Annotated in this window: 12 protein-coding genes and 1 pseudogene; 3 read left to right on the forward strand and 10 right to left on the reverse strand. The window is 36.8% G+C overall.

Annotated elements, in window-relative coordinates:
- Positions 1–19: 19 nt before the first annotated feature.
- From DFO72_RS21005 to DFO72_RS21020, 4 genes are all read right to left on the reverse strand, one after another.
- Positions 20–1,582: a putative polysaccharide biosynthesis protein gene (locus DFO72_RS21005; RefSeq protein WP_113883842.1), complete on the reverse strand. Its 1,563-nt coding sequence runs from the start codon at positions 1,580–1,582 to the stop codon at positions 20–22.
- Positions 1,583–2,314, reverse strand: coding sequence for a WecB/TagA/CpsF family glycosyltransferase (locus DFO72_RS21010; protein ID WP_113883843.1), 732 nt, complete (start codon positions 2,312–2,314; stop codon positions 1,583–1,585).
- A 91-nt stretch (positions 2,315–2,405) separates the two neighbouring features.
- Positions 2,406–4,319 carry an S-layer homology domain-containing protein gene (locus DFO72_RS21015; RefSeq protein WP_113883844.1) on the reverse strand — a complete coding sequence of 638 codons (1,914 nt, stop codon included), beginning with the start codon at positions 4,317–4,319 and terminating at the stop codon, positions 2,406–2,408.
- A gap of 436 nt (positions 4,320–4,755) precedes the next feature.
- Complete coding sequence (locus tag DFO72_RS21020; protein ID WP_113883845.1) at positions 4,756–7,116, reverse strand: CDP-glycerol glycerophosphotransferase family protein; 2,361 nt, start codon at positions 7,114–7,116, stop codon at positions 4,756–4,758.
- 220 nt (positions 7,117–7,336) lie between these two features.
- Here DFO72_RS21020 and DFO72_RS29620 point away from each other — a divergent pair, with 220 nt between their 5' ends.
- Both DFO72_RS29620 and DFO72_RS21025 read left to right on the forward strand, forming a co-directional pair.
- Entirely contained in the window at positions 7,337–7,501 is a 165-nt protein-coding gene (locus tag DFO72_RS29620; RefSeq protein WP_166672529.1) for a hypothetical protein, read from the forward strand.
- Positions 7,502–7,666: 165 nt separating this feature from the next.
- A complete protein-coding gene (locus tag DFO72_RS21025) occupies positions 7,667–8,587 on the forward strand; it encodes a LytR family transcriptional regulator (protein WP_113883846.1) in 921 nt (306 codons plus the stop codon).
- An 85-nt stretch (positions 8,588–8,672) separates the two neighbouring features.
- Here the strand turns inward: DFO72_RS21025 and DFO72_RS30445 are convergent, their stop codons facing one another.
- Positions 8,673–12,995 (reverse strand): S8 family serine peptidase, encoded by a 4,323-nt coding sequence (locus tag DFO72_RS30445; protein ID WP_113883847.1) that lies wholly within the window; start codon positions 12,993–12,995, stop codon positions 8,673–8,675.
- Positions 12,996–13,242: 247 nt separating this feature from the next.
- Here DFO72_RS30445 and DFO72_RS21035 point away from each other — a divergent pair, with 247 nt between their 5' ends.
- The gene (locus DFO72_RS21035; RefSeq protein WP_113883848.1) at positions 13,243–15,177 is read left to right on the forward strand and encodes an S-layer homology domain-containing protein; all 1,935 of its coding nucleotides are present in this window, start codon (positions 13,243–13,245) and stop codon (positions 15,175–15,177) included.
- Between the two features lie 45 nt (positions 15,178–15,222).
- Here DFO72_RS21035 and tagH (DFO72_RS21040) read toward each other — a convergent pair whose 3' ends face one another.
- The 5 genes and pseudogenes from tagH (DFO72_RS21040) to DFO72_RS29625 form a co-directional block, all read right to left on the reverse strand.
- Positions 15,223–16,839, reverse strand: a complete 1,617-nt coding sequence (gene tagH, locus DFO72_RS21040) for a teichoic acids export ABC transporter ATP-binding subunit TagH (protein WP_113883849.1) — start codon at positions 16,837–16,839, stop codon at positions 15,223–15,225.
- 177 nt (positions 16,840–17,016) lie between these two features.
- A pseudogene (tagH, locus tag DFO72_RS21045) lies at positions 17,017–17,805 on the reverse strand (teichoic acids export ABC transporter ATP-binding subunit TagH); the annotation flags it as partial.
- Between the two features lie 16 nt (positions 17,806–17,821).
- A complete protein-coding gene (locus DFO72_RS21050) occupies positions 17,822–18,652 on the reverse strand; it encodes an ABC transporter permease (RefSeq protein WP_113883851.1) in 831 nt (276 codons plus the stop codon).
- 120 nt (positions 18,653–18,772) lie between these two features.
- Positions 18,773–19,792, reverse strand: coding sequence for an NAD(P)H-dependent glycerol-3-phosphate dehydrogenase (locus tag DFO72_RS21055; RefSeq protein ID WP_134177275.1), 1,020 nt, complete (start codon positions 19,790–19,792; stop codon positions 18,773–18,775).
- Positions 19,793–19,875: 83 nt separating this feature from the next.
- Positions 19,876–20,638: hypothetical protein (locus DFO72_RS29625; protein ID WP_166672530.1), on the reverse strand; the 763-nt coding region annotated here is incomplete at its 5' end.

Below are 20,638 nucleotides of genomic sequence, written 5' to 3' on the forward strand. Positions count from 1 at the left end.
CATTTTTCATAAACAATATTTATCCTTTTTTTACTTTGAATTTTTTTAGCAGGGGAAGAGATGCCAGTTCTTGTTTATCAATTCCCTTTGTAATCAGTAAAAGTAAAAAATATACCAACGCGCCTGCAGCAATGGAGACCATTGAATAGATTAGCGCAGCAAACCTGTCCCAATTTTCTAGATCGAAGTAAAGGGTAGGTAAACCGATTATGACTCCCATTAGAAGGGATGATAACACAATGGAGTTGAAATTGGGCTTCCATATTGTAAATGGAATAACCCTCCAAATGATAACTGAATTAAAAATAAAGATGAGAATGTAGACAGCCAATGTAGAGTATGCAGCACCAATTAGTCCAAATTGGCCTACCAGCAATAAATTTGCAGCTGCCTTAAGGATAACTCCACCTACAATTACATATGCACCATGCTTCGCTTTATTAATCCCCTGCAAAATTCCTGTGCCCAATATTGACAAGGACGTAAATACTGAACTGAAACCAATAACAGCCAGCATGCTGCTGCCTTCTAAGTCTGTAAATAATGCCAGGTTTAAAGGCAGTGTTAAACCAAGAAGCCCCATTGCTGCCGGCCAGGAAACAATGTGTGTCATTCGGTGAGTTTTTTCGACAATAGCCCTGCCCTTTAATATATTGTTCTCTGCCAGAGTTTTTGTTAATAGTGGAATGAGCGGCAGAACGATTGAACTGGAGAAAACTGTTGCAATTTGCACCAACGAGAGTCCCCTGCCGTATATTCCGTACATATAATTTATGTTCTCTCCAAAACCGGCAATCTTTAGACTATATGGTATGGTTACTGAATCTACAAAATTCAGAAGTGCCATTGTGATGGCACCGATACTTATCGGGATCGATATAGAAAGGATTGTTTTCGCATTTTGTCTAAAATCCTTAACTCCATACTTCCCAGATATCGGTTTTGCCTTTAAAGGGGAGCGGAAATAAAGAAGCTGCAAATAAACAGCTGAAGCTAATGCTCCCAATATGGAACCAACCATTATTCCGCCGGATACAATTTCGTCAGAGTAATTTTTTTCGACTAGCACATAGGCTAGGACTAGTATAAAAGTGACTCTTATCAACTGTTCCAAAACCTGTGAAACAGCCGTCGGCTTCATATCCTCAAACCCCTGGAAGTACCCCCTGTAGACCGCCATATAAGGAGCAACCAGAAGGGTTGCAGAAACAATGATCAGTGCATATCGGGTACTCGGGCCGCCCAAAACCTCCGAAATCTCTACAGAAAATCCATAAATAAGAATAAAACCGGTGATCCCAAATAAAAGGGAAAGGATGACCGCTGTCTTATATATTTTAGATATCTTCTCCTGATCCTGCTTTACGCTGGCTTCAGAAATTAGCTTGGAAATAGCAATTGGGATTCCCGCAACAGACAAAATCAAGCCAACCATATAAACTGGGTAGACAAGACTGAATATGCCCAGAACTTCATCCCCTGCAATGTTTTGGAGCGGAATTCGAAATATACTGCCCAACACCTTTGAAGCTAGGGTGGCGACTGATAAAATGAGCGTGCTTTTTACAAATTTGTTATTCATCTATCCTCTAACTTTCTTTGATATAACTTTAACAGCAAATTTAGGAAGGGCTAGCATACGGCCAAAGCGGCTCGGCTGCTTCAGCAGCCTGTATAGCCATTCCAGATTGGCCTTTTGCCATGCATCCGGTGCTCTTTTAACTGTTCCTGCAATAACATCAAAACTGCCGCCTACTCCCATGAATACCCCTTTATCAAAATAGTCCAGGTTTTGTGAAATCCACTTTTCCTGCCTTGGAACACCCAATGCAACAAATATGAGGTCTGGTTGGGCATTTTTTATTTCCTTCTGGATTTCATTGTTGCTCCAGTCAAAGAAGCCATTATGTGATCCAACAATATCCGTGGATGGATATTCCCGCTTTATTTCAGTAATTGCCTTATCCAACGTCTCTTGCTGTGCGCCCAGCAGATAAATCCGAAACTTATTATTATTTGCCAATTGCAGCAAATCACGCATCGTATCATATCCTGCCACCCTCTCGGGAAGAGGAGTGTTTAAAAGCTGGGCCGCTTTTACAATACCAATTCCATCAGCAGTCACATAATCCGCCTTTTTAACAAGTTCCATATATTCAGGCTCTTCATTTGCTTTAATGACAATTTCGGGATTTGCCGTAACGACAAAAGCCTTTTTTTCCGCATTAATATGATTCTCCAACTGTTCTACAAATTGAGACCTGGTTGTATGTACAAAAGGAACACCTAATATGTCCACATGTTTTAAGCTCATTGAAAATCTCCTTGGGTCAATAATTTTCTTAATTAATATAACATAAAAAAAGAAGTAACAAGTAGTTGTTACTTCTTCTTAAAGAAATGACTTATTTAGCAAGCTTTGCTTCTTTCACAAATGTCCCCAGCGAACCCTTTCCATACACATGTCCATTACGATTTGTTTTTTCATCAGAGATGAGCTTATACCATAATGCACCATCTTTCTGGGCTGTTTCTGTGTAAACAAACGGAATTCCTGATATTTTCATTTCATAGATAATTCCGTAAGAGGTTCCGTATCCGGAGCGGACATTTAAAGATTCGACATTACTTACAGCTAATTTATATTTGTTTATATCTTTGCTTCCGAGAAATTGATCTGCCCGGTACATATGACCCGCAATTCTTTCCCCCCAATAAGGGTCAGAAGCATATTTCACGTTCATGCCAACACTTTTATTTCCTAATACAGCACCATTATAATAGGATCCTTTTGGGGATTGATAAGCTTGCGCAATATATTTAGCGGCTTCTTCGATTGAGTCTCTGAACGACTCATATTTGGTTGCACTTTCATACGGACTGCCATCATAGGCCTTCATGCCATAAAGATTTTTCTTATCCTGTGCAATTGCACTTGTTCCCCATGCACTTTCATGGATGGCATGAGCCATTAAATAAAGCGCATTTACTTCATACTTGGCTTCCATTTCTTTAAAGTCCTTGCCTGTCCCTGCGAGCGGGCTTGTTTGGAAGCCTTTATAGGAGGAAGGGAACTTCTCTGTTAAAAATCGATCAATGTCTTCAACAGTATAGCTGGTTTTCCCATGGAGCGGAAGGAAATTAAAGTATGTGTAAGCTTCACCGGCTGCCGATCCCGAAGCAGTCGTAAAATGCACACCATTCCAGCTGTAATATATCTGCTCCTCAGCCATAAAAGAAGGAGCAAGCCCAATTAAAGCAGCAGGGCCATATGCTTTTGTAATAGGGTTATAGACAGTATGATAAAGCTCTTTTCCCGTCCTCTTATAATAGGACCTTTCATTGGAAACAACGCTTGGAATTAAATTCACATCCTCAGAAGAAACATAGCCTATAGTATCTCCAAGCTGAATCTTGACTGATTTTTCGGTTGCATCAAAATAGTTAAATTCTGTACCAGTATTTACATAGGTTCTTCCAGAGTCAGTGAGATCTGCTCTGTTATGAATAATAGTAAATTTATTGGCTGCGGCTATACCTTTTTTCATATAAACGATATTATTTCCATATAGGACAGCCTGTTTATCTGTAATATTAGCTTTCGCAGTTTCAAAAGAATCATATTCTTTTAGAATATTAGGAGTTCCATCAGAATTAAAGGCTGCAACTTTATAGTCTAGGCTTTTTGGCGGCTCAACTAGATTCATCATGCGGTTAATAACTGCGGCAGTTTGTCCGCGAGTAGTCATAGAGAGTGGTGCAAATGTTCCATCTGCATTTCCTGACATCAGCTTTAAATAAACAGCACGCTGAACAGATTCAATATAACTTGGATGTATCTCAGCTAAATCTTTAAAGGTAAGCTTTGCTGTTTCTGAAAGTACACCTTTTGAAGAGACAGCCCGAATGGCCATTACTGCCATCTCTTGACGTGAAATTTCTTTGCCCGGCTTAAAGCTTCCATCAGGGTATCCATTTACAATGCCAGTCTCCACTGCAGTATTAATCGCAGAATAATACCACGCCCCCGCTTTTACATCGGAAAACTTGGAATCTGCCAGATTAGCTACCGAAAACTCCACTGTACGGACTGGCTCGAGTTCAAGCGCCCTAACGATAAAAGCAGTAAACTCCGCACGTGTAACGGAAGCATCAGGTTTATATACTCCCTGCTCATAGCCTTTCATAATACCTTTTTCGATAAGGGTGCGCATATCCTTTTCGAAATAATGGCCAGTGATATCATCAGCTGCAAAAGATAGAGGAACATTGACCAGAAGCATAAAGACAGCAGCAACAACAGTAAAAATGCGTTTCAATTGACAAAACTCCTTCTTGATATTTTCTATCTTCTAATCTAGCAAAATCCTACTATTTGCACCAGACATTTTTCGCCTTTTTTTAACATATTTATAAATCCGCTGGATATTCATCTAAAAATTACTGCTATAGTCACATCCTATTAAATGATTCCATATATCGGCATATCTGGATATAGAAAAAAATTCGTAATTCTCCACAAAAAACTGCCACTTTTAAAGGGGCAGCCTTTGCAATAAACCGAAACTTTCATCCGCTTTATCGATAAAATAATAATTGTTAGAGCCATTTGTGCCGAGTGCTAAATCCATCTAGTCTTTTTCAACCAATGACTTACTACCTAACCGAAAGCGAAATAGAATACTTTACAAAAATTGTATCCTTTCGACAAAAATATACACCCACTCGTACTTAAGCGGGTGTACCTTTATTTATTTAAATAATTTTATCAGACTTTAAAAAGTCAATAATGCGATCGGTATTCTTATTGTCATTAAAATGATTAATTAATGAATATTTGTACCTGTATTCCTCTTCAACTTCATAATTATTTTCAATGGCTTTTTTTACTTGGTTTAATAGCCCTCCAACACTGTATACCACCGGTCCAGGTGCGTTTTCTTCATTAACAGGAGGAATTGCCTTATACTGACGGATCAAGTAATCTTTTTCCTCCCAATAAAAAATTGGATAAGCACCCCGATATTGTGCATCATATATGGCTGAAGAATAATCTGTAATAAATATTTTAGCCTGTTTCAAAGCTTCAGAAGGATTATCCGAAATCATATGTTTATACTCAGGCATATTACGGTAAATAAATTCAGAGAATTTATTATGCGGGACTATTAGAAGACGGTCGGCCAGCCCTTCTTTTTCAAACTCTTTTATAATCTTCAGAATGGTCTTATAGTAAGAAGTCTCTTCTATTTCATTATTATAGATAAGTCCTTCTTCCCAATATCGATAAGTTGGCATAAAGGCAATTTTATCTGCTGTCTTATCCATTTTAGCATAATCAAAAGTTGCCAGGCCTGTTAAAATTAAATCGTCGTCCTCATAATTCATCTTCCTAAATTCACCAGCCTCCAGGTGGGAGCTGATAACAGACTTATAAACATTGTAAGCTGTTTTATCTTTATGGAATCCATACGCCATTGGATTATCAACTGGCTTTGCAAACATAATACCATGCTGCAGGAAAACCAGGGGTACGGACATAATTTTTTTTCTCAGCTCATCAATATACAGACGATCGCTTAGGACATGGTTAGAAATTTCGCTTGAGATAAAATAATCAGCGTTAAAAATGGAAAGATAGTGTCTAAAGCTATACTTATCAATAATATTCTTTCCGTACTTGCTTTTCATATATGGGTAATGTTCAGACTCTTCATTTAATATGAAATAATTATGGGATTCAATGCCTTTTTCGTCCATAACCTTTTCATAAACCCGAAATGCAGACTCATCCGCTTTATTGCTTTTCTTTTCAAAAAATAAGTTCAGATTTCTTTTTCGGTCTTTTACCCACTTTGAAATCCATTTAGCAGCTTTTATTTTAATACGGTCTTTCAGTGTATATTCCTGTGAAAAAGGAAGAACGGTCAAAGTAATATTCCCTCTTAAATTCGTCCGGACTACATTTAATTTGTCTTTATTTCTCCTGAAAATATATGTCTTAACCTTTTTATCCGGTCTTCTAAAGTGTAGATTGTGGATGATTCTTTCACTATTACCCACAAAAAAGTTATTATGGATACGGTCGTCTATTTCTAATGAGGAATAAGGTATTTTAAAGTATCCATATCTCTTGAAAAACTTAATGCTTGCAAAAGGCCGGTAGAACTTTGTGACTTTATGGTCTGAATTTCGCAAATACAAATAGTCATATTTCTGAAAGGAATTAAAGGCGTGATGCGTAAACCTTCCATATATATAGAAATGGCTGCGCGTACCAAAAATTCTCAGTTTGGCCCGGTGCTGGGTCACCTTCAATGGATTGCTTCTAGCAATAAAAATTCCAAAGCTTTTTAAATATATAAAGTATCTTGCCTTATTGATAACATAAATAGCTAAAATATTTTCATTTGGGAAGTCTTTTAGTGACTCTTTTTCAAAAACCATTTTCGGCTTATAGATATTTAGCTTTTGGAAGTTGATTGGAACTGCCTGCTTGGTTTTCTTATTATATATCAGTATCTCGTTTTTATTTTCAATGTTTACAGTAATATTAGGATGGGTAGTTATAGAATCGAAAAGTACCTTATAGATATTTACGGATTCTGTTATACGATCGTAAGAGACGACTAGATGATAAATTCCATAAGATGCTTTCGAGAGTAGAATAAATCTTTCTTCAGAGTTTACCTCTAAATTCAATTCCACGTTATAATCCACCGGATCCGAGTTTAAAAAAGAATCAACAATAGCTACTTGCTGGTGTTGATTATTTAAGATTTCGAACTTTGCTAATCCATACTGCTTTACATAAATATCTTTATGAAAATTCTCGATGTTAAATTCCCATTTGATTTCATTAAATTGAGTCGGATCCTCTTCCATCAGTAAGTAGATCTTACTTTCATATGAGAAAATATAAAAATACCCTTTATCTGAGGTATATTCCATTATGAGCTGGTCTCTAATCTCATAATCAAACAAGTGTAATGATTTATTTGGCTCCAGTTCATCCAGTTTCCACTTAAATGATAAGCCATTATTCTTTATAAAAAGGTGGATATCAGTTTGATTAATATCAATTACTTCAATTATTGAGTTATATATTTTGTACATATCCAGTATCATCCCTTTGAATGCTATGCATTTAAATTATAAAATTTCCTCTCCTGTATAAAACCTGTATGAACGTCTTAATAAATTATACATAAACATATTTTGAATGACAAACCGGATTCTACATGAAGTAAATGGTACGTTATCATCTTTAATTATTGTCGTATAAATAATCCCTAATAGCCAATACTTATAAAAAAATTTAAAGGGGAGATGACTATTGAGTAATATACAAAAAAATAGACGGGACACTATATTATTTCTAGCCGACAATGGGATGACAGACGAGGAAATTTGTAATGAGCTAAATATAACCTTAAAGGAATACAAAATTGCGCTGAATGAAGAAGATGTAATATCTGACACCATGGACTACCTTTATTAATTTTCTTACAATCGCCTGTTTAGGGCGTTTTTTTTGTGATAAGCCTGCTCCTTATTCACTATTTTAATTACATCATTTGTAAATCTCTATATATCCAACTAACTTCTTTTCTGTTATTCTATATTTATGATTTTAAAAATTGTCGAGTTTTGGAGGTTTACATAAATGAGAGAAAAGAAGAAGAAAAGAAAATGGCTTCGTATTGCTGGTATTTTTTTTATGCTCCTTATCATTGGTATAGGGGCTTATGCGTTTTCAGTTTATAAATCTCTAACTAATGCAGTAGAAACTATGCACCAGCCAATCCAGCACAAGTCAGATAAAAGGCCTGAACAAGTGACACTCACAAAAAAAGAGCCATTTTCAGTTTTAATGCTCGGAGTGGATGAACGTTCAGGAGATAAGGGCAGATCGGATACCATGATTGTCCTAACGGTCAACCCAAAGGAAAGTTCAGTCAAGATGCTTAGTATCCCTCGAGACACTAGAACAGAAATCATCGGTAAAGGGTTTGAAGATAAAATTAACCATGCATATGCATTTGGAAATGAAGAAATGTCCATGGCAACGGTTGAAAACTTTTTGGATATCCCGCTGGACTACTATGTTAAAGTGAATATGGAAGGTTTTAAGGATATAGTAGATGCAGTTGGAGGAATAAATGTAAATAGTTCAATTGATTTTAAACAAGATGGTTATAATTTTGTTAAAGGAAATAACAGCCTTAACGGCAAAGAAGCACTTGCTTACGTTCGGATGAGGAAACAGGATCCAAATGGAGACTTTGGACGTCAGGACCGTCAGCGTCAAATTATCCAAGGGGTTATTAAGAAAGGAGCTAGCGTTAGTTCCCTGACCAATTTTGATGATATCTTTGGGGCATTAGGAAAAAATGTACGAACCAACCTGACATTCAATGAAATGAAAGATATTCAAAAGAATTACAGAGATGCAGGTTCTAATATTGAACAGATGAGCCTAAAGGGAAGCGGACAAACGATCAATAAAGTTTGGTATTTAATTGTTGCACAGGAAGAGCAGCAGCGTGTACAAAACGAATTAAAAGCGCATTTGGAATTAAATTAATTCAGAGGCTGGCTTTTCCAGCTTCTTTTTTTGCTCAAAAAGGCACCAATCCAAAATCTTGGATTGGTGCCTTTATTACTATTCTTTACTTAAACCTATCGTCCTGAATTCTAGCCAGGAACATAGCAAACTCTGAACGAGTAAGATTAGACTTAGGCTTAAACGTTTTGTCAGGATATCCTTTTGTAATGCTATTTGCAGCTAAAGTATTTATATAACCTGTAGCCCAATAACCTGCAGGGACATCCTTAAATGAATCTTGTGTTTCGCCCTTTAGTTTGTATGCTTCTACAATAATCTTAGCCATTTCAGCTCGAAGTAACGTATCCTTAGGCTTGAACTCGCCTTTATCGTTACCAATCATGATTCCTTTATCTGCAACAGTGGCAATGACATCATATCCATAATCCCCAGGCTTGACATCCTTTAGATTAGGGTTTGGCCGGTTCTCTGTATTCAAGCCTAGAGCACGTACAATCATCTGTGCTGCCTGAAGCCTTGTAATATCATCGTTTACCCCAAACTTGCCATTATCATATCCGTTGATAACACCCTTAAGGTTAAGGATCTGAATAGCATCCTTCGCCCAATGATCTTTCTTCAAATCGCTAAAAGCTTTAGGAGATTTGCCAGTTTTATAGATGGAAATGTTCTTAACCACCGTATAGCCGGCTAAATCTGTTAATTTAAGTTCAAAGTTATTTTCGCCATCCTTCAACGAAACTTCTTGTGTTAGTTCCTTTTTGAAGGCTTTCATCTCATATGGCTCTCTGAACTGATTATAGTATTTTTCACTTCCGTCAATGTAGAAACGCATCTCACTATAATTATCGGACAGGTTAAGCTTTAGGCTTACCTTATCCTTATTGGTGTAGTAAGGACCTTCCACATCAAGAACAGGCTTTGTAGAATCGACCATCACTTTTCGCAGGAATGAAATCTCATTTCCTTTTTTATCAACACCTACAAAACGGATACCATGAACCCCATCAGTTTTAAATTCCACATTCGTATTGAATGCATATCTCTTATTTTCAGCATCCCAAGTAAGGGTTGTTTTCTTGTCATTGATGTAAAGCGCCTCAACTGAAGAAGCATCATTTACATATCCGACAACCTTAACCACTCTTGAATTGCTCACACTTAAAGCTTCCGGTGTAAGAGCTGTAATAAATGGAATTGTGTCATCTTCCCCTGCAGTATCTAAACCTGTATTGCCAGCCCAGTCATAGGCTACCACTTTCACGTTTTTAACATCTGAAGCATTGTTCAAAGTGAAGTCCTTTGCGTCTGCAGGAAGAGGTTTTTCCAGTACGCTATTGCCGTTAACAAGGATGTCAAAGTGTGATACTCCCGCACCTTCATCCTCTGCATTCCAAGATACTATCCCAGTTTCAGCGTCAAAAACTACACTAACTTCCGGGTTTTTTGTATCAATTAAAACAGGGATCTGCTTTGATTGCCACTCTGCATCTGGATAATCTACCACACTATCAATCTGATAATAATATAATCCATCCGGCAATATTTCACCTTTAAACTTACCGTCCCAGGAAGCATTATTAAAGACCGAATACGGGCTGGCTGCTCCTCCGTCATAGTAATTCTTCCGGACTTCTTTTTCTGTACGGAGAGTTAAGACTTCCTTCTTATCACTATCAAGGACTTTGAATTTTACATTTTTAGCGTTTCTTAAGAAGGACAAGATAGGCAGGACCGTATCCTGTACACCGTCACTATTTGGCGAAAATGCTACTTTATCACCGGAAGCTTCATCAAGAACAGGATTCGTTCCTAAGAAATTATAGGAATCAGCACCTGCTGGAGTAGCTAAACCAGTTGCACCATAGAAGGATCCTTCATCGTAAATGGTTTCATCAATAACTGGAGCTTGATCCCAATCACCGTTAAATCCTACATATGGAACAGTTAATTCAGGATTTGTATCATTGACATCTGTAAAGGAAATAAATCCTTCAGCAAAATAGCCATTCTCAAAAAGGTCAGTTAAAGGAGTATTATACATCCAATCAATCGCATCCGTTAGATCAATGGAAACCTCTACTTCAACTGTTTTATTTGCTGGCACAAGCACCTGGTAATCTCCGTCTACTTCACTGCCATTTGCAGAAGTGATTTCGATCGGGAACTCGCCAAGATAAGGTGCTTCTGCATTAATGCTATCTTTCTTAAAAACACCCCCTGTTTCTACTAGGTTCTGGTCATTGTAAACCAAATCTGTTTGAACAGTTCCTTCTGCTTTATAAACAGCTGCTTTGTCACTAAAGTTTGTTAATTTAAGCTTAAATGAAGCTTTATCATTTATTTCTTTTAGAGCTACTTTACCAATTCCAGTTCCAGCTTCTGTAACCACAACAGGTGTGCTCATTGCAGCATGGAGGTCCATTAAGCCCGCACCCTGACGGCGTGGTGAGTAATTCAGTCCAATGCTGTAATAGTCATTGTATAACCCTTTGTCCACTTGTGGTTTTGATGTGTTCATTAGGATGTTTTTCGCCATATTAACACGTTCAGAACCTTTTAAGTCAAAAGCTTCATCTACCCTTTGCATAACCAATGCTGATCCGCCTGCTACATGCGGCGCAGCCATGGATGTTCCGCTCATTAACCCGTACTGATCCTTTTGAAGCGTAGAAAGGATATTTCCGCCTGGTGCAGTAATTTCCGGCTTGAAGTCCAAATTAGGCGTTACTCCCCAAGAGGTAAACTCGGACATTTTAGAGTTTTCAGGATTTAGAGATTTTACTTTTTCTCCTTTGAAAGCAACTTCAACTTTTTTGCCTGCTTCAAGAGATGCTGCAAGCTCATCCCCGAAATGTTTTAAAGTAAAGATATATGGAACTTTAATCGCAGGATCATTCACCATATTTACATATCCAGAGGCATTATTAAAGATAATAACCGCAACTGCTCCTTTAGCTTGAGCATTCAGCGCCTTAGACACGAAAGGACTCTCGCCGCGTTGAATCAATGCAATTTTCCCTTTAAGGTCTAATCCTTCGAAGTCATTTGCATTTGGATCCACTTCTGAGTCTCCCGGCAATCTGCCAAGTCCGGCATACACAAGCTCATAGTTGCCGTTTCCTAATGAAGAAGGTTCTGTATTACCAGAAGAAACAAAGGAAACAGCGTCATTCTCTTCTCCATCAACATAGACATTAAAGCCTTCTAAATCTAAATATTGATTCTCAAATGAAGCAACCTGTAATGATTCATCTGTTAATCCAGGGGAACCAACAACCCCAATATCAGGATTGGAGGCAAGCGGGTTCGCAAAACCATCGCCAAGTTTGGCAGAGTTACCAGCTGAAATAGCCATCATTACTCCATTTTCAACTGCATTTGCAATCGCCTGCTGTTCAGGGTCTTCTGGTAGAACAAATGAAGCCGTTGATCCAAGACTCATGTTAATAACGTCTGCCCCAAGGATGATAGCATCATCAATTGCCTTTACATATATATCACTGTATGTAGACGGCATTTCCGGGTCATTTCCGAAAACCTTTAAACCAAGAATCTGTGCTTCAGGAGCAACACCCTTTATTCCACCATTTTCTTCGTCACCGTTTGCCCCTACTGTACCTGCTACATGCATACCATGCATAGATGCATCAGGTCCTAAATCAAGGATTTCATGGTTTTCATCGGAGTAATTATACCCATAAGGAACTTTTTCTGAATAATACTTCCCTACTAGGTTATTTTCATCTACTAAACTCTCTACTTCTTTCTTTGACAATTCTGGATCAGTTTCATCACTTAATACCATATCTTTATGAGAAGGGTCAATCCCTGTATCAATGACAGCTACAGTCATACCTTCCCCTTTATAGCCATAGTCCTGCCAGGTTTGCTGTGCTTTTACCAGCTCTTTACTATAAAGCATTTCTGGCTGTTCTTCAGGCCTTTCATATTCATGGGTAATATAGACCTTTTTAACATTTGAAAGACTTTCAATCACCTTGATTGATTTGTAGGCTACCTCTCCGCTAAAGCCATTGAAAACAGTTGTAAAGCTTTCTTTATGGTCCATGGCAATGGACGCCTTTTGGATATTCTGCTTTACCTTTTCTTGAGCATTAAGGGCCGCCTGCATAAATTGTTTTTTGCTGGACTCAGATAATTCACTGTAGTTTTTTCCGGAGCTTTGGGCAGCAGAAAAAACCGGTTCATCCTCCAGCTCGACAATAATCCTTACCTGATCATTGGCTTTGTACTGTTTGACTGTTTCATCTGCTGTAATTTGTTTTACCAGCTTTTGCTCGACAGCTTTTTTCTCTTCTAGTACTTTCTTTTTACTTGCTTCATTATTTGCTGCACCAAATGCAGCATTCGAGAATGCAAGCAGGAAAACAACTAGAAGCAGAAAGGACTTCTTAATATTCATCCCTACTAATTACCCCCTATTATTTTTTGTAATATACAAATGAACTATTTATCTTTTGAATATTACATATTTTAATTTTAGTCCCAATTTTCTGTATAGTCAATTTATGTTTTTAATGGGAAATTATCACTAAAATCAGCCTAACAGGAAAAATTGTAGAAATATGTAAAAATAACCTAGTAACTTTTTCTTAAGTTTGCTAGGCTAGAAGTTGGATAAAAATTTATAAGGGGAGATTAAACAAACAATGTTTAAAAAAATTTTGATCAGTGCCTTGATATTATTGATGTTCCTTTCTGTCAAAGGTATTGCTGCACAGGCTGAGGGCTTAACTGTCATACATAAACAGTTGTCTGAAGTTGCGGCTACAGTAGAATTAGATGAAACTATTTCAGTTAAATATACCAATCAAACAGATTCAAAGATTGAGATAATAAATGGCAGTAAAGTGCTTTTTTCCGACAAAGCTGCTTTAGGAAAGTATGAAGATGTTTATCTAGTAAGCAATAAAGACATTCAACATGTAATCGTCACTAAACGACTAGAAGGGACTGGGGGCACATTAAGCTTTAAAGTTCTTCAAATTAATGGACCCAACATTAAACTAACCTACCAATCCGTGGATTACTCAAAAGCTAGAATAAACTTAAAAGAGGGTAAGATCCAAGTACAGTACCCAGTTTACAAAGCAGGCGACAGCAACACCAAGCCTTCTAATGAATTAATAGATGAAATTTCTATTAATACTGGAGAAAAAACTACGCTTACACCCAACAGTACAGATCAGGCGAAAGCAAACTCATTCTCAATTTCAAGTACTGGAGGGGAAGAAACGCCTCAGGAACGAATCAAGAGAATTGCCAGCACTGTAACCGGCAAAAATCCTGCTAATCAAGAACTAAGCAAAAAATTAACTGAAAAGGCATTAGAGAACGGTATTCCTCCAGAAATCCTTAAAGCGATTGCCTGGCAGGAAAGTACATGGAGACAGTTCTATAGTGATGGAACTCCTGTGATCGGCTTTGACGGCCTTGGCATTGGCTTAATGCAAATTACGGATACTACCCTATCCGACGAAGAAATTAAAAGGTTAATGACAGACATCGATTATAACCTTCAAAAGGGTATTAACATCCTGCTGGAAAAGTGGAATTATGGAAATAAGCGAATTCCTACTATTAATAACAATGATCAAGAATTAATTGAAAATTGGTATTTTGCCATTATGGCATACAATGGAATCTCTATGAAAAATGATCCCCTACAAAGCAGCACAACGTATCAAGATAAAATCTATAACCATATTAAAAACTATGGATTATTAGAAACTACACCTTTTCCTAAAGAAGTCTTAGATGGGAATATCTATTATAACGAAGCAGGTTCCCTTTACTTTAAAGAATTAAGTATTAAGATTCCTGGGCCGTTCACTACTACTGCACATAACATTAATAACAGTCAAATCGTAAGAGTTACTGGTGATAGTGTAAATGTTAGAACTTCACCAACCGGCACAGTCGCGTTTAAGGCGCGTAAAGGTGAACTTTTACAAATTGCAGGAGCATATAGATATGATGGGAGCAACACCAATCACTTTGTCTGGTATCCTGTAAAAAAACAAAATAGCAGTACGGTTTATTATATTAGCTCAGCATACCTTGAAAAGTTTTATACAGACGTAAAGCAAGATGGATGGTATGTGGATGGAATCCGCTATTTATCACAGCTTTCTATCAGTAACGGTTATCCGGATGGCACATTTAAACCAAACAGCAATGTATCACGTGCAGAAGCCGTAAAAATGATCGGTGTAGCTTTGTCACTGGATGGGACATTAAAGAAAACCATTTTTCCAGATGTCAAACCAGAAATGTATGCATCAGGCTATATAGACGCAACGTATAAATTGGATATTGTCAACGGCTATCCGGATGGCACATTCAAACCGGAAAAATCCATCACCAGAGGAGAAATGGCCTTTATTATGAAAAAGGCTTTCAACTATCCAGATTCCTATAAAAAGGCTTTCTCAGATGTACCTTCAAATAAATTCTATTATTCAGCTGTAAATGCTTTAAAGGAAGCAGCTGTTTTAGAGGGGTATGAAGATGGGACCTTTAGGCCTGACCAGCCGATCACAAGGGCTGAATTTGCAACGTTGCTTGCAAATCAATTAAACTAATGAACATAAAAGGGGAGCAGGCTATAAAAGCCGCTCCCCTTTTTATTATGATGGTTGATTTGCTACAGTTAAAGTATTAATCAGTCCACCGTCGCCAATTGTGATTATAAAATCATAATCGGACCCATGGTATAAAAGAATGTTTCCGAACCTTAATTGCGGTTCACCAATTGCATTTACCAGCTCGTACTCGGAAGAATCGCTGACAAGGATTGTGAATTCACTAACTTTGTCATTCTGATACTTGTACTCTGTATAGTTGAATGGTTCTTCTTCCCCTTTTTGTTTCCCAAGCATAGGAATAGCTTCGCTTAGAGCTGGAATAAAGCCAATTAGTTCATCAATTTTATCAGAAACTTCTTGGCCATTTATTTCATCAGGAATTAAGGTTACAATCTTGCTGCTGATCCATCCTTCCCTGCCTTCCTTATCAGTAATTTTCAGCCACTCCACACTATTAGGTGTTTCCTGCTGTAGGTCTTGAATAAGATATCCTTCCCCAAATACAGCCATACCATTGGATTGACTATTAATATCAGGCTGGGTGCGTATATTAGCTTTTTCGACATTAATGTAGCGAATATCTGGTTCCTCTATAGTTTTATCATTAATTTCTTCAGCTTGCTGTTTTTGTGCCAATTCTTCACGATCTGTTTCATCTGATTTATCAGTTGATTTCATATCAGGAAACAACCCTGACTTTACAGCGTAAGCAGCACCCCCAAGTAAACCTGTGAAAACGATTAAGGATACTATGATTCGCTTAGCTAAGCGGATGATTCCTTTATTTCGCTTTCGGTTTGTTCTGGTTTGTTTTCGCGGTATCTTCTCATCCTGCTCATTTAATTCAAGTGTTTGACTTTCTTGCTCCCTAAGCTTGCTCCTTTTTTCTAAAACAAGCTGTTTGAAATTCTTTTGGTCTTCTTTTGACATAGCTTTAAATTCTTTTAAAAACCTTTCATACATCGGGACAATTTCCCCAATGGCCCCGTATGCTCTTACTTCACCAGCTTCAAGCCATAAGGCCTTTTGACAAAACTTTTTAACCTGTCCTATGGAATGGCTGATAAAGAATATCGTCTTGCCCTTTTCTTTAAACTCGTTCATCTTATCCAAACATTTATCAGCAAACGTTTGGTCACCCACTGATAGTGCTTCATCAATAACAAGAACATCCGGATCTATATTGACTGAAATAGCAAAGCCTAGTCGGGATTTCATCCCGCTCGAATAGCTTTTAACCGGCTGGTCAATAAACTTTCCTATGTCAGCGAACTCAATAATTTCCGGCATTAGTTCACGAATCTCCGCTTTATTGAATCCCAGCATCAAACATTTCAACTCGATATTTTCACGGCCGGTTAACTTATTATCTAGTCCTGATGCTATGGCAATCAGCGAAGCCTGTCCTTTTATTTCCATTTCGCCTGAAGTCGGTGGAATAACCCCTGTAATTAAATTGGATAGCGTTGATTTACCGGCACCATTTACTCCAATAATGCCAATTACATCACCTTTCTCCGCAGTGAATGAAATATTCTGCAGAGCATAAAAGTCTTCGCCATAGCCATCCGGAAAAACAATATCAAGCAACTTTTCCGAATTTTTATTGTACATTTTATATTTTTTGGTTACATTTTTAAAAATAACAGTTTGACTCATATTTTCTCTCCATCAATAAAATAATTTTATTCCATGGCACACTATATAACTATACCAAAAATTAATGGGTCATATTGAGAATTCCCTATTTAATTAGTAGAAATTTTTGTAAGTCATAAAAAAGGGAGCTAAATCTGAGGATTTAGCTCTCTAAATATATAGATACATAAACTATGCTTGTCCCATTTGTTCTTTTATTGCAGCCTCTCTAAAGGTTCTTTTCTCTTCTAATGACATGGCTTTATATTGCTTTAAGAATTTTTCATATCTAGGCATTACTTCTTCAATCAAGCCAAAGTCCCTTACTTTGCCGTATTCTAGCCATAATGCTTTTTCACAAAACCTTTTCATTTGGCTAATTGAGTGACTGATAAAGAAAATGGTTTTCCCGTGTGCTTTAAACTCATTCATTTTATCTAAGCATTTTTCTGCAAAGGTCTGATCTCCAACAGATAATGCCTCGTCAATCACAAGAATATCAGGGTCAATATTAACAGAAATAGCAAATCCCAATCGAGACTTCATACCGCTGGAATAAGACTTTACTGGCTGATCTATAAACTTTCCTAAATCAGCAAATTCAATAATATGAGGTTCCAGCTTCTTGATTTCAGCCTGACTGAAACCAAGCATTAAGCATTTAAGTTCTATATTTTCACGGCCAGTCAATTGAGTATTCAATCCGGCATTGACTGCAATTAACGCCGTTTTCCCATTTATCTTTAATTCCCCAGAAGTAGGCGGAATAATTCCCGCAATGATATTTGATAACGTTGATTTTCCTGAGCCATTTATGCCAATAAAGCCAACCACATCACCTTTTGCTGCCTCAAAATTAATATTTTGAAGCGCGTAAAAGTCTTCACCGAAGCTCTTAGGCAATACAATATCCAATAGTTTCTCTTTTGAATCTTCGTATAACTTATACTTTTTTGTGACATTTCTTAATACCACTGTCTTGGCCACTTGCCATCACATCCGATTATAAAAAGTCAACAAAGCGATCACGGAATTTCACATGGAGAATCGAACCAAATATTAGTAATGATACAGTTATACCCCAGAAGTATAAGGTATATTCCCAATGTTCCACCGGATACCACGAAAGACCCAAAATAGAGGCACGATAGCCTTCAGCCAGATAATAGATCGGATTTAGTTTCATGATTATCTGTATAATTTCAGGCTGCAAATGATATGGCGGCCATAAGAATGGCGATAAATAAATCAGTATACGAACCAGGGACTGAATCAGCATTTGAAAGTCACGTACAATGGTTGAAATAGTAGATGTTATTAATGACAGTGCGACTAAAAAAACGATAGTTGAGATAATAAAATATGGCAATTGAATATAAAAGATATTTATTGGATAACCAAGAAATTGAAAAATGACAAGTACAACTGCCAACAGCATCAGATGCTGATAGAGCTTGGAAAAAATGACAAATGTCGGTATAACGCTCATTGGAAAGCTCATTTTAGATATCATTTTAATTCGAGTGTAAACAGACTTTGACCCCTGAAGAATAGCCTGATTAATGAAGAACCAAACCACTATACCAGAAAGCATCCAAGGGAAGTACGGAATAAGTTCTCCACTTAATTCTACATCTCCGCGGCCTGCACTATGAAAAATACCAAAACCAAAAACAAACCAGTATATCGCTATTTGAATCATCGGATTGATGATTTCCCATAAAACACCTAAATAATTATTACTGTTAGCACTTTTCATCTCATAAACAGATAAACGTCTAACCAAGTAAAAGCTTTGAAATTGTTCTTTTATGACTGTTAGTACAGAACGCATTTGTTAGTCCTTCCTGGGTTTGAAGTTACTTTTTTAAACTTTATTAAATAATATTTATCCAAATATCATTATCTAAATCATTAGTTCCAAATCTTTTTTTAAAAAAAGGTATTTTGAAACTTAGAATAAATTAGCAAATGGGGCTTCTCTTCTCCCAATTCTTTTCATTAATACCTCAACTGCTTCATCTGCATTTTCGGAATTAAATAAAATACCATGTAAAGCGTTTGTTATGGGCATTTCAACATTAAATTTTTTAGATAAATAATATGCGGCCTTTGTAGTGGATACTCCCTCAACTATCATTCCCATATTATCAAGAACATTTGATAATTTATACCCTTTCCCTAAAAGATTTCCCGCACGCCAATTACGACTATGAACACTGGTACAAGTAACAATTAAATCTCCAACACCAGACAAGCCTGAAAAGGTAAGGGGATTAGCCCCCATGGCGCAACCTAATTTGGTTATTTCCGCCAACCCTCTAGTGATAAGGGCTGCTTTAGCATTGGCCCCATAGCCTAATCCATCTGATATACCTGCCCCTAGAGCAATTATGTTTTTCAATGCCCCTCCAATTTCAACACCTATTACATCTGTGTGTGTGTATACCCTAAAGTAAGAGTTCATAAATAGCCCTTGAACTTTTTCTGCTTCCTTTATATTAAATGAAGCTGCAGTCACTGTCGTCGGATGACGAAGACACACTTCTTCAGCATGACTAGGACCAGAAAGTACTACAATGCCTTTTAATTTTTCTTGTAGCATTTCACCTTCAATCATCTCAGATATTCTCATTAATGTATCAGGTTCAATTCCCTTACTAGCATGTATAACTGTTAAAGGTTCTTGTTTTATTTGATTTAGATGGACCACCGTTTCTCTAATGGCTTTTGTAGGTACAGCAAGAAGTACTACTTCTATGCCTTCCATCGCTTCTTTTAAATCCTCAAATCCTATTATTGTTTCAGGTAATGTAACGTCTGAAAGATACTTTGAGTTAGTATGTCTAGTATTTATCTCATTAATTATAGTTTTATTTTTGCCCCAAATCCGCACATCATGGCCATTATCAGCCAAGACTATTGAAAGTGCGGTACCCCAACTACCCGAGCCAATAACAGTAACTTTTCCCAAATTAATCTCTCCTATATATAAAACCCTTGCTAAGTAAAAATATTTAAATGGTAAAATACTTATTGATAATAGCATAAAATTAGCTAGAGCTCTTGATTAATAATTAAAACCAGGTTTCCTAATTCATCAAAGCTTACAGTTACCATACTATCTTTTAGTTTAACTGTTTTTTTTAAATAAATTTTATTAGAAATCGGTAGCCCTACCATACTCTCTCTATATAAAATTCCATTTTGAAAATGAAGCACTATATAAAATTTCCCACTGCTCATTTTATCATTAAGTAAATATGAAAAAGAAAGATCCATTTCAAATCCTGACCATTTATAATCATAAAGAATACTACCTGTCTTTTTTTGAACCCCATAATTATGGGTAATATCTTTACGGTCCTTTAAATCAACATTTATCGGCAGAAGTACTTCCCCACCTTCATTAATCAAAAAAGCCGATATATATATATCCTCTTTGTTATTAGAATCTATCCTGCTAACATATGCATGACCCTCGATATTTATCTTATGATTATAAAAGGTTATCCTTTCAATCCTAGTAACCATTTTTAAATCATTGGTAATATTATATAAACTCATTTTCTCTAATCCATAACCATAATAGTTTACAAAATAATCATTTTCATTTTTAAAAGGCTTTATGCTCCATAAGCCCTTTTTTTCAAACTTTACAGCATTTATTAATTCATTAAGTTTACTTTGTCTTAAATAGTGGTATTTAATTTTATTAGTTATAGATAGATTCAAGAAAAGCTTATCGAAACCAGCTCCTAAAAGATTATAATATTCTTTAATTTCATTAATAACATAGTTAGCATGGTCCTCATTCATC

This window comes from Cytobacillus oceanisediminis, from assembly GCF_004366035.1.
In the GTDB taxonomy this organism is placed as follows: domain Bacteria; phylum Bacillota; class Bacilli; order Bacillales; family Cytobacillaceae; genus Cytobacillus; species Cytobacillus oceanisediminis_C.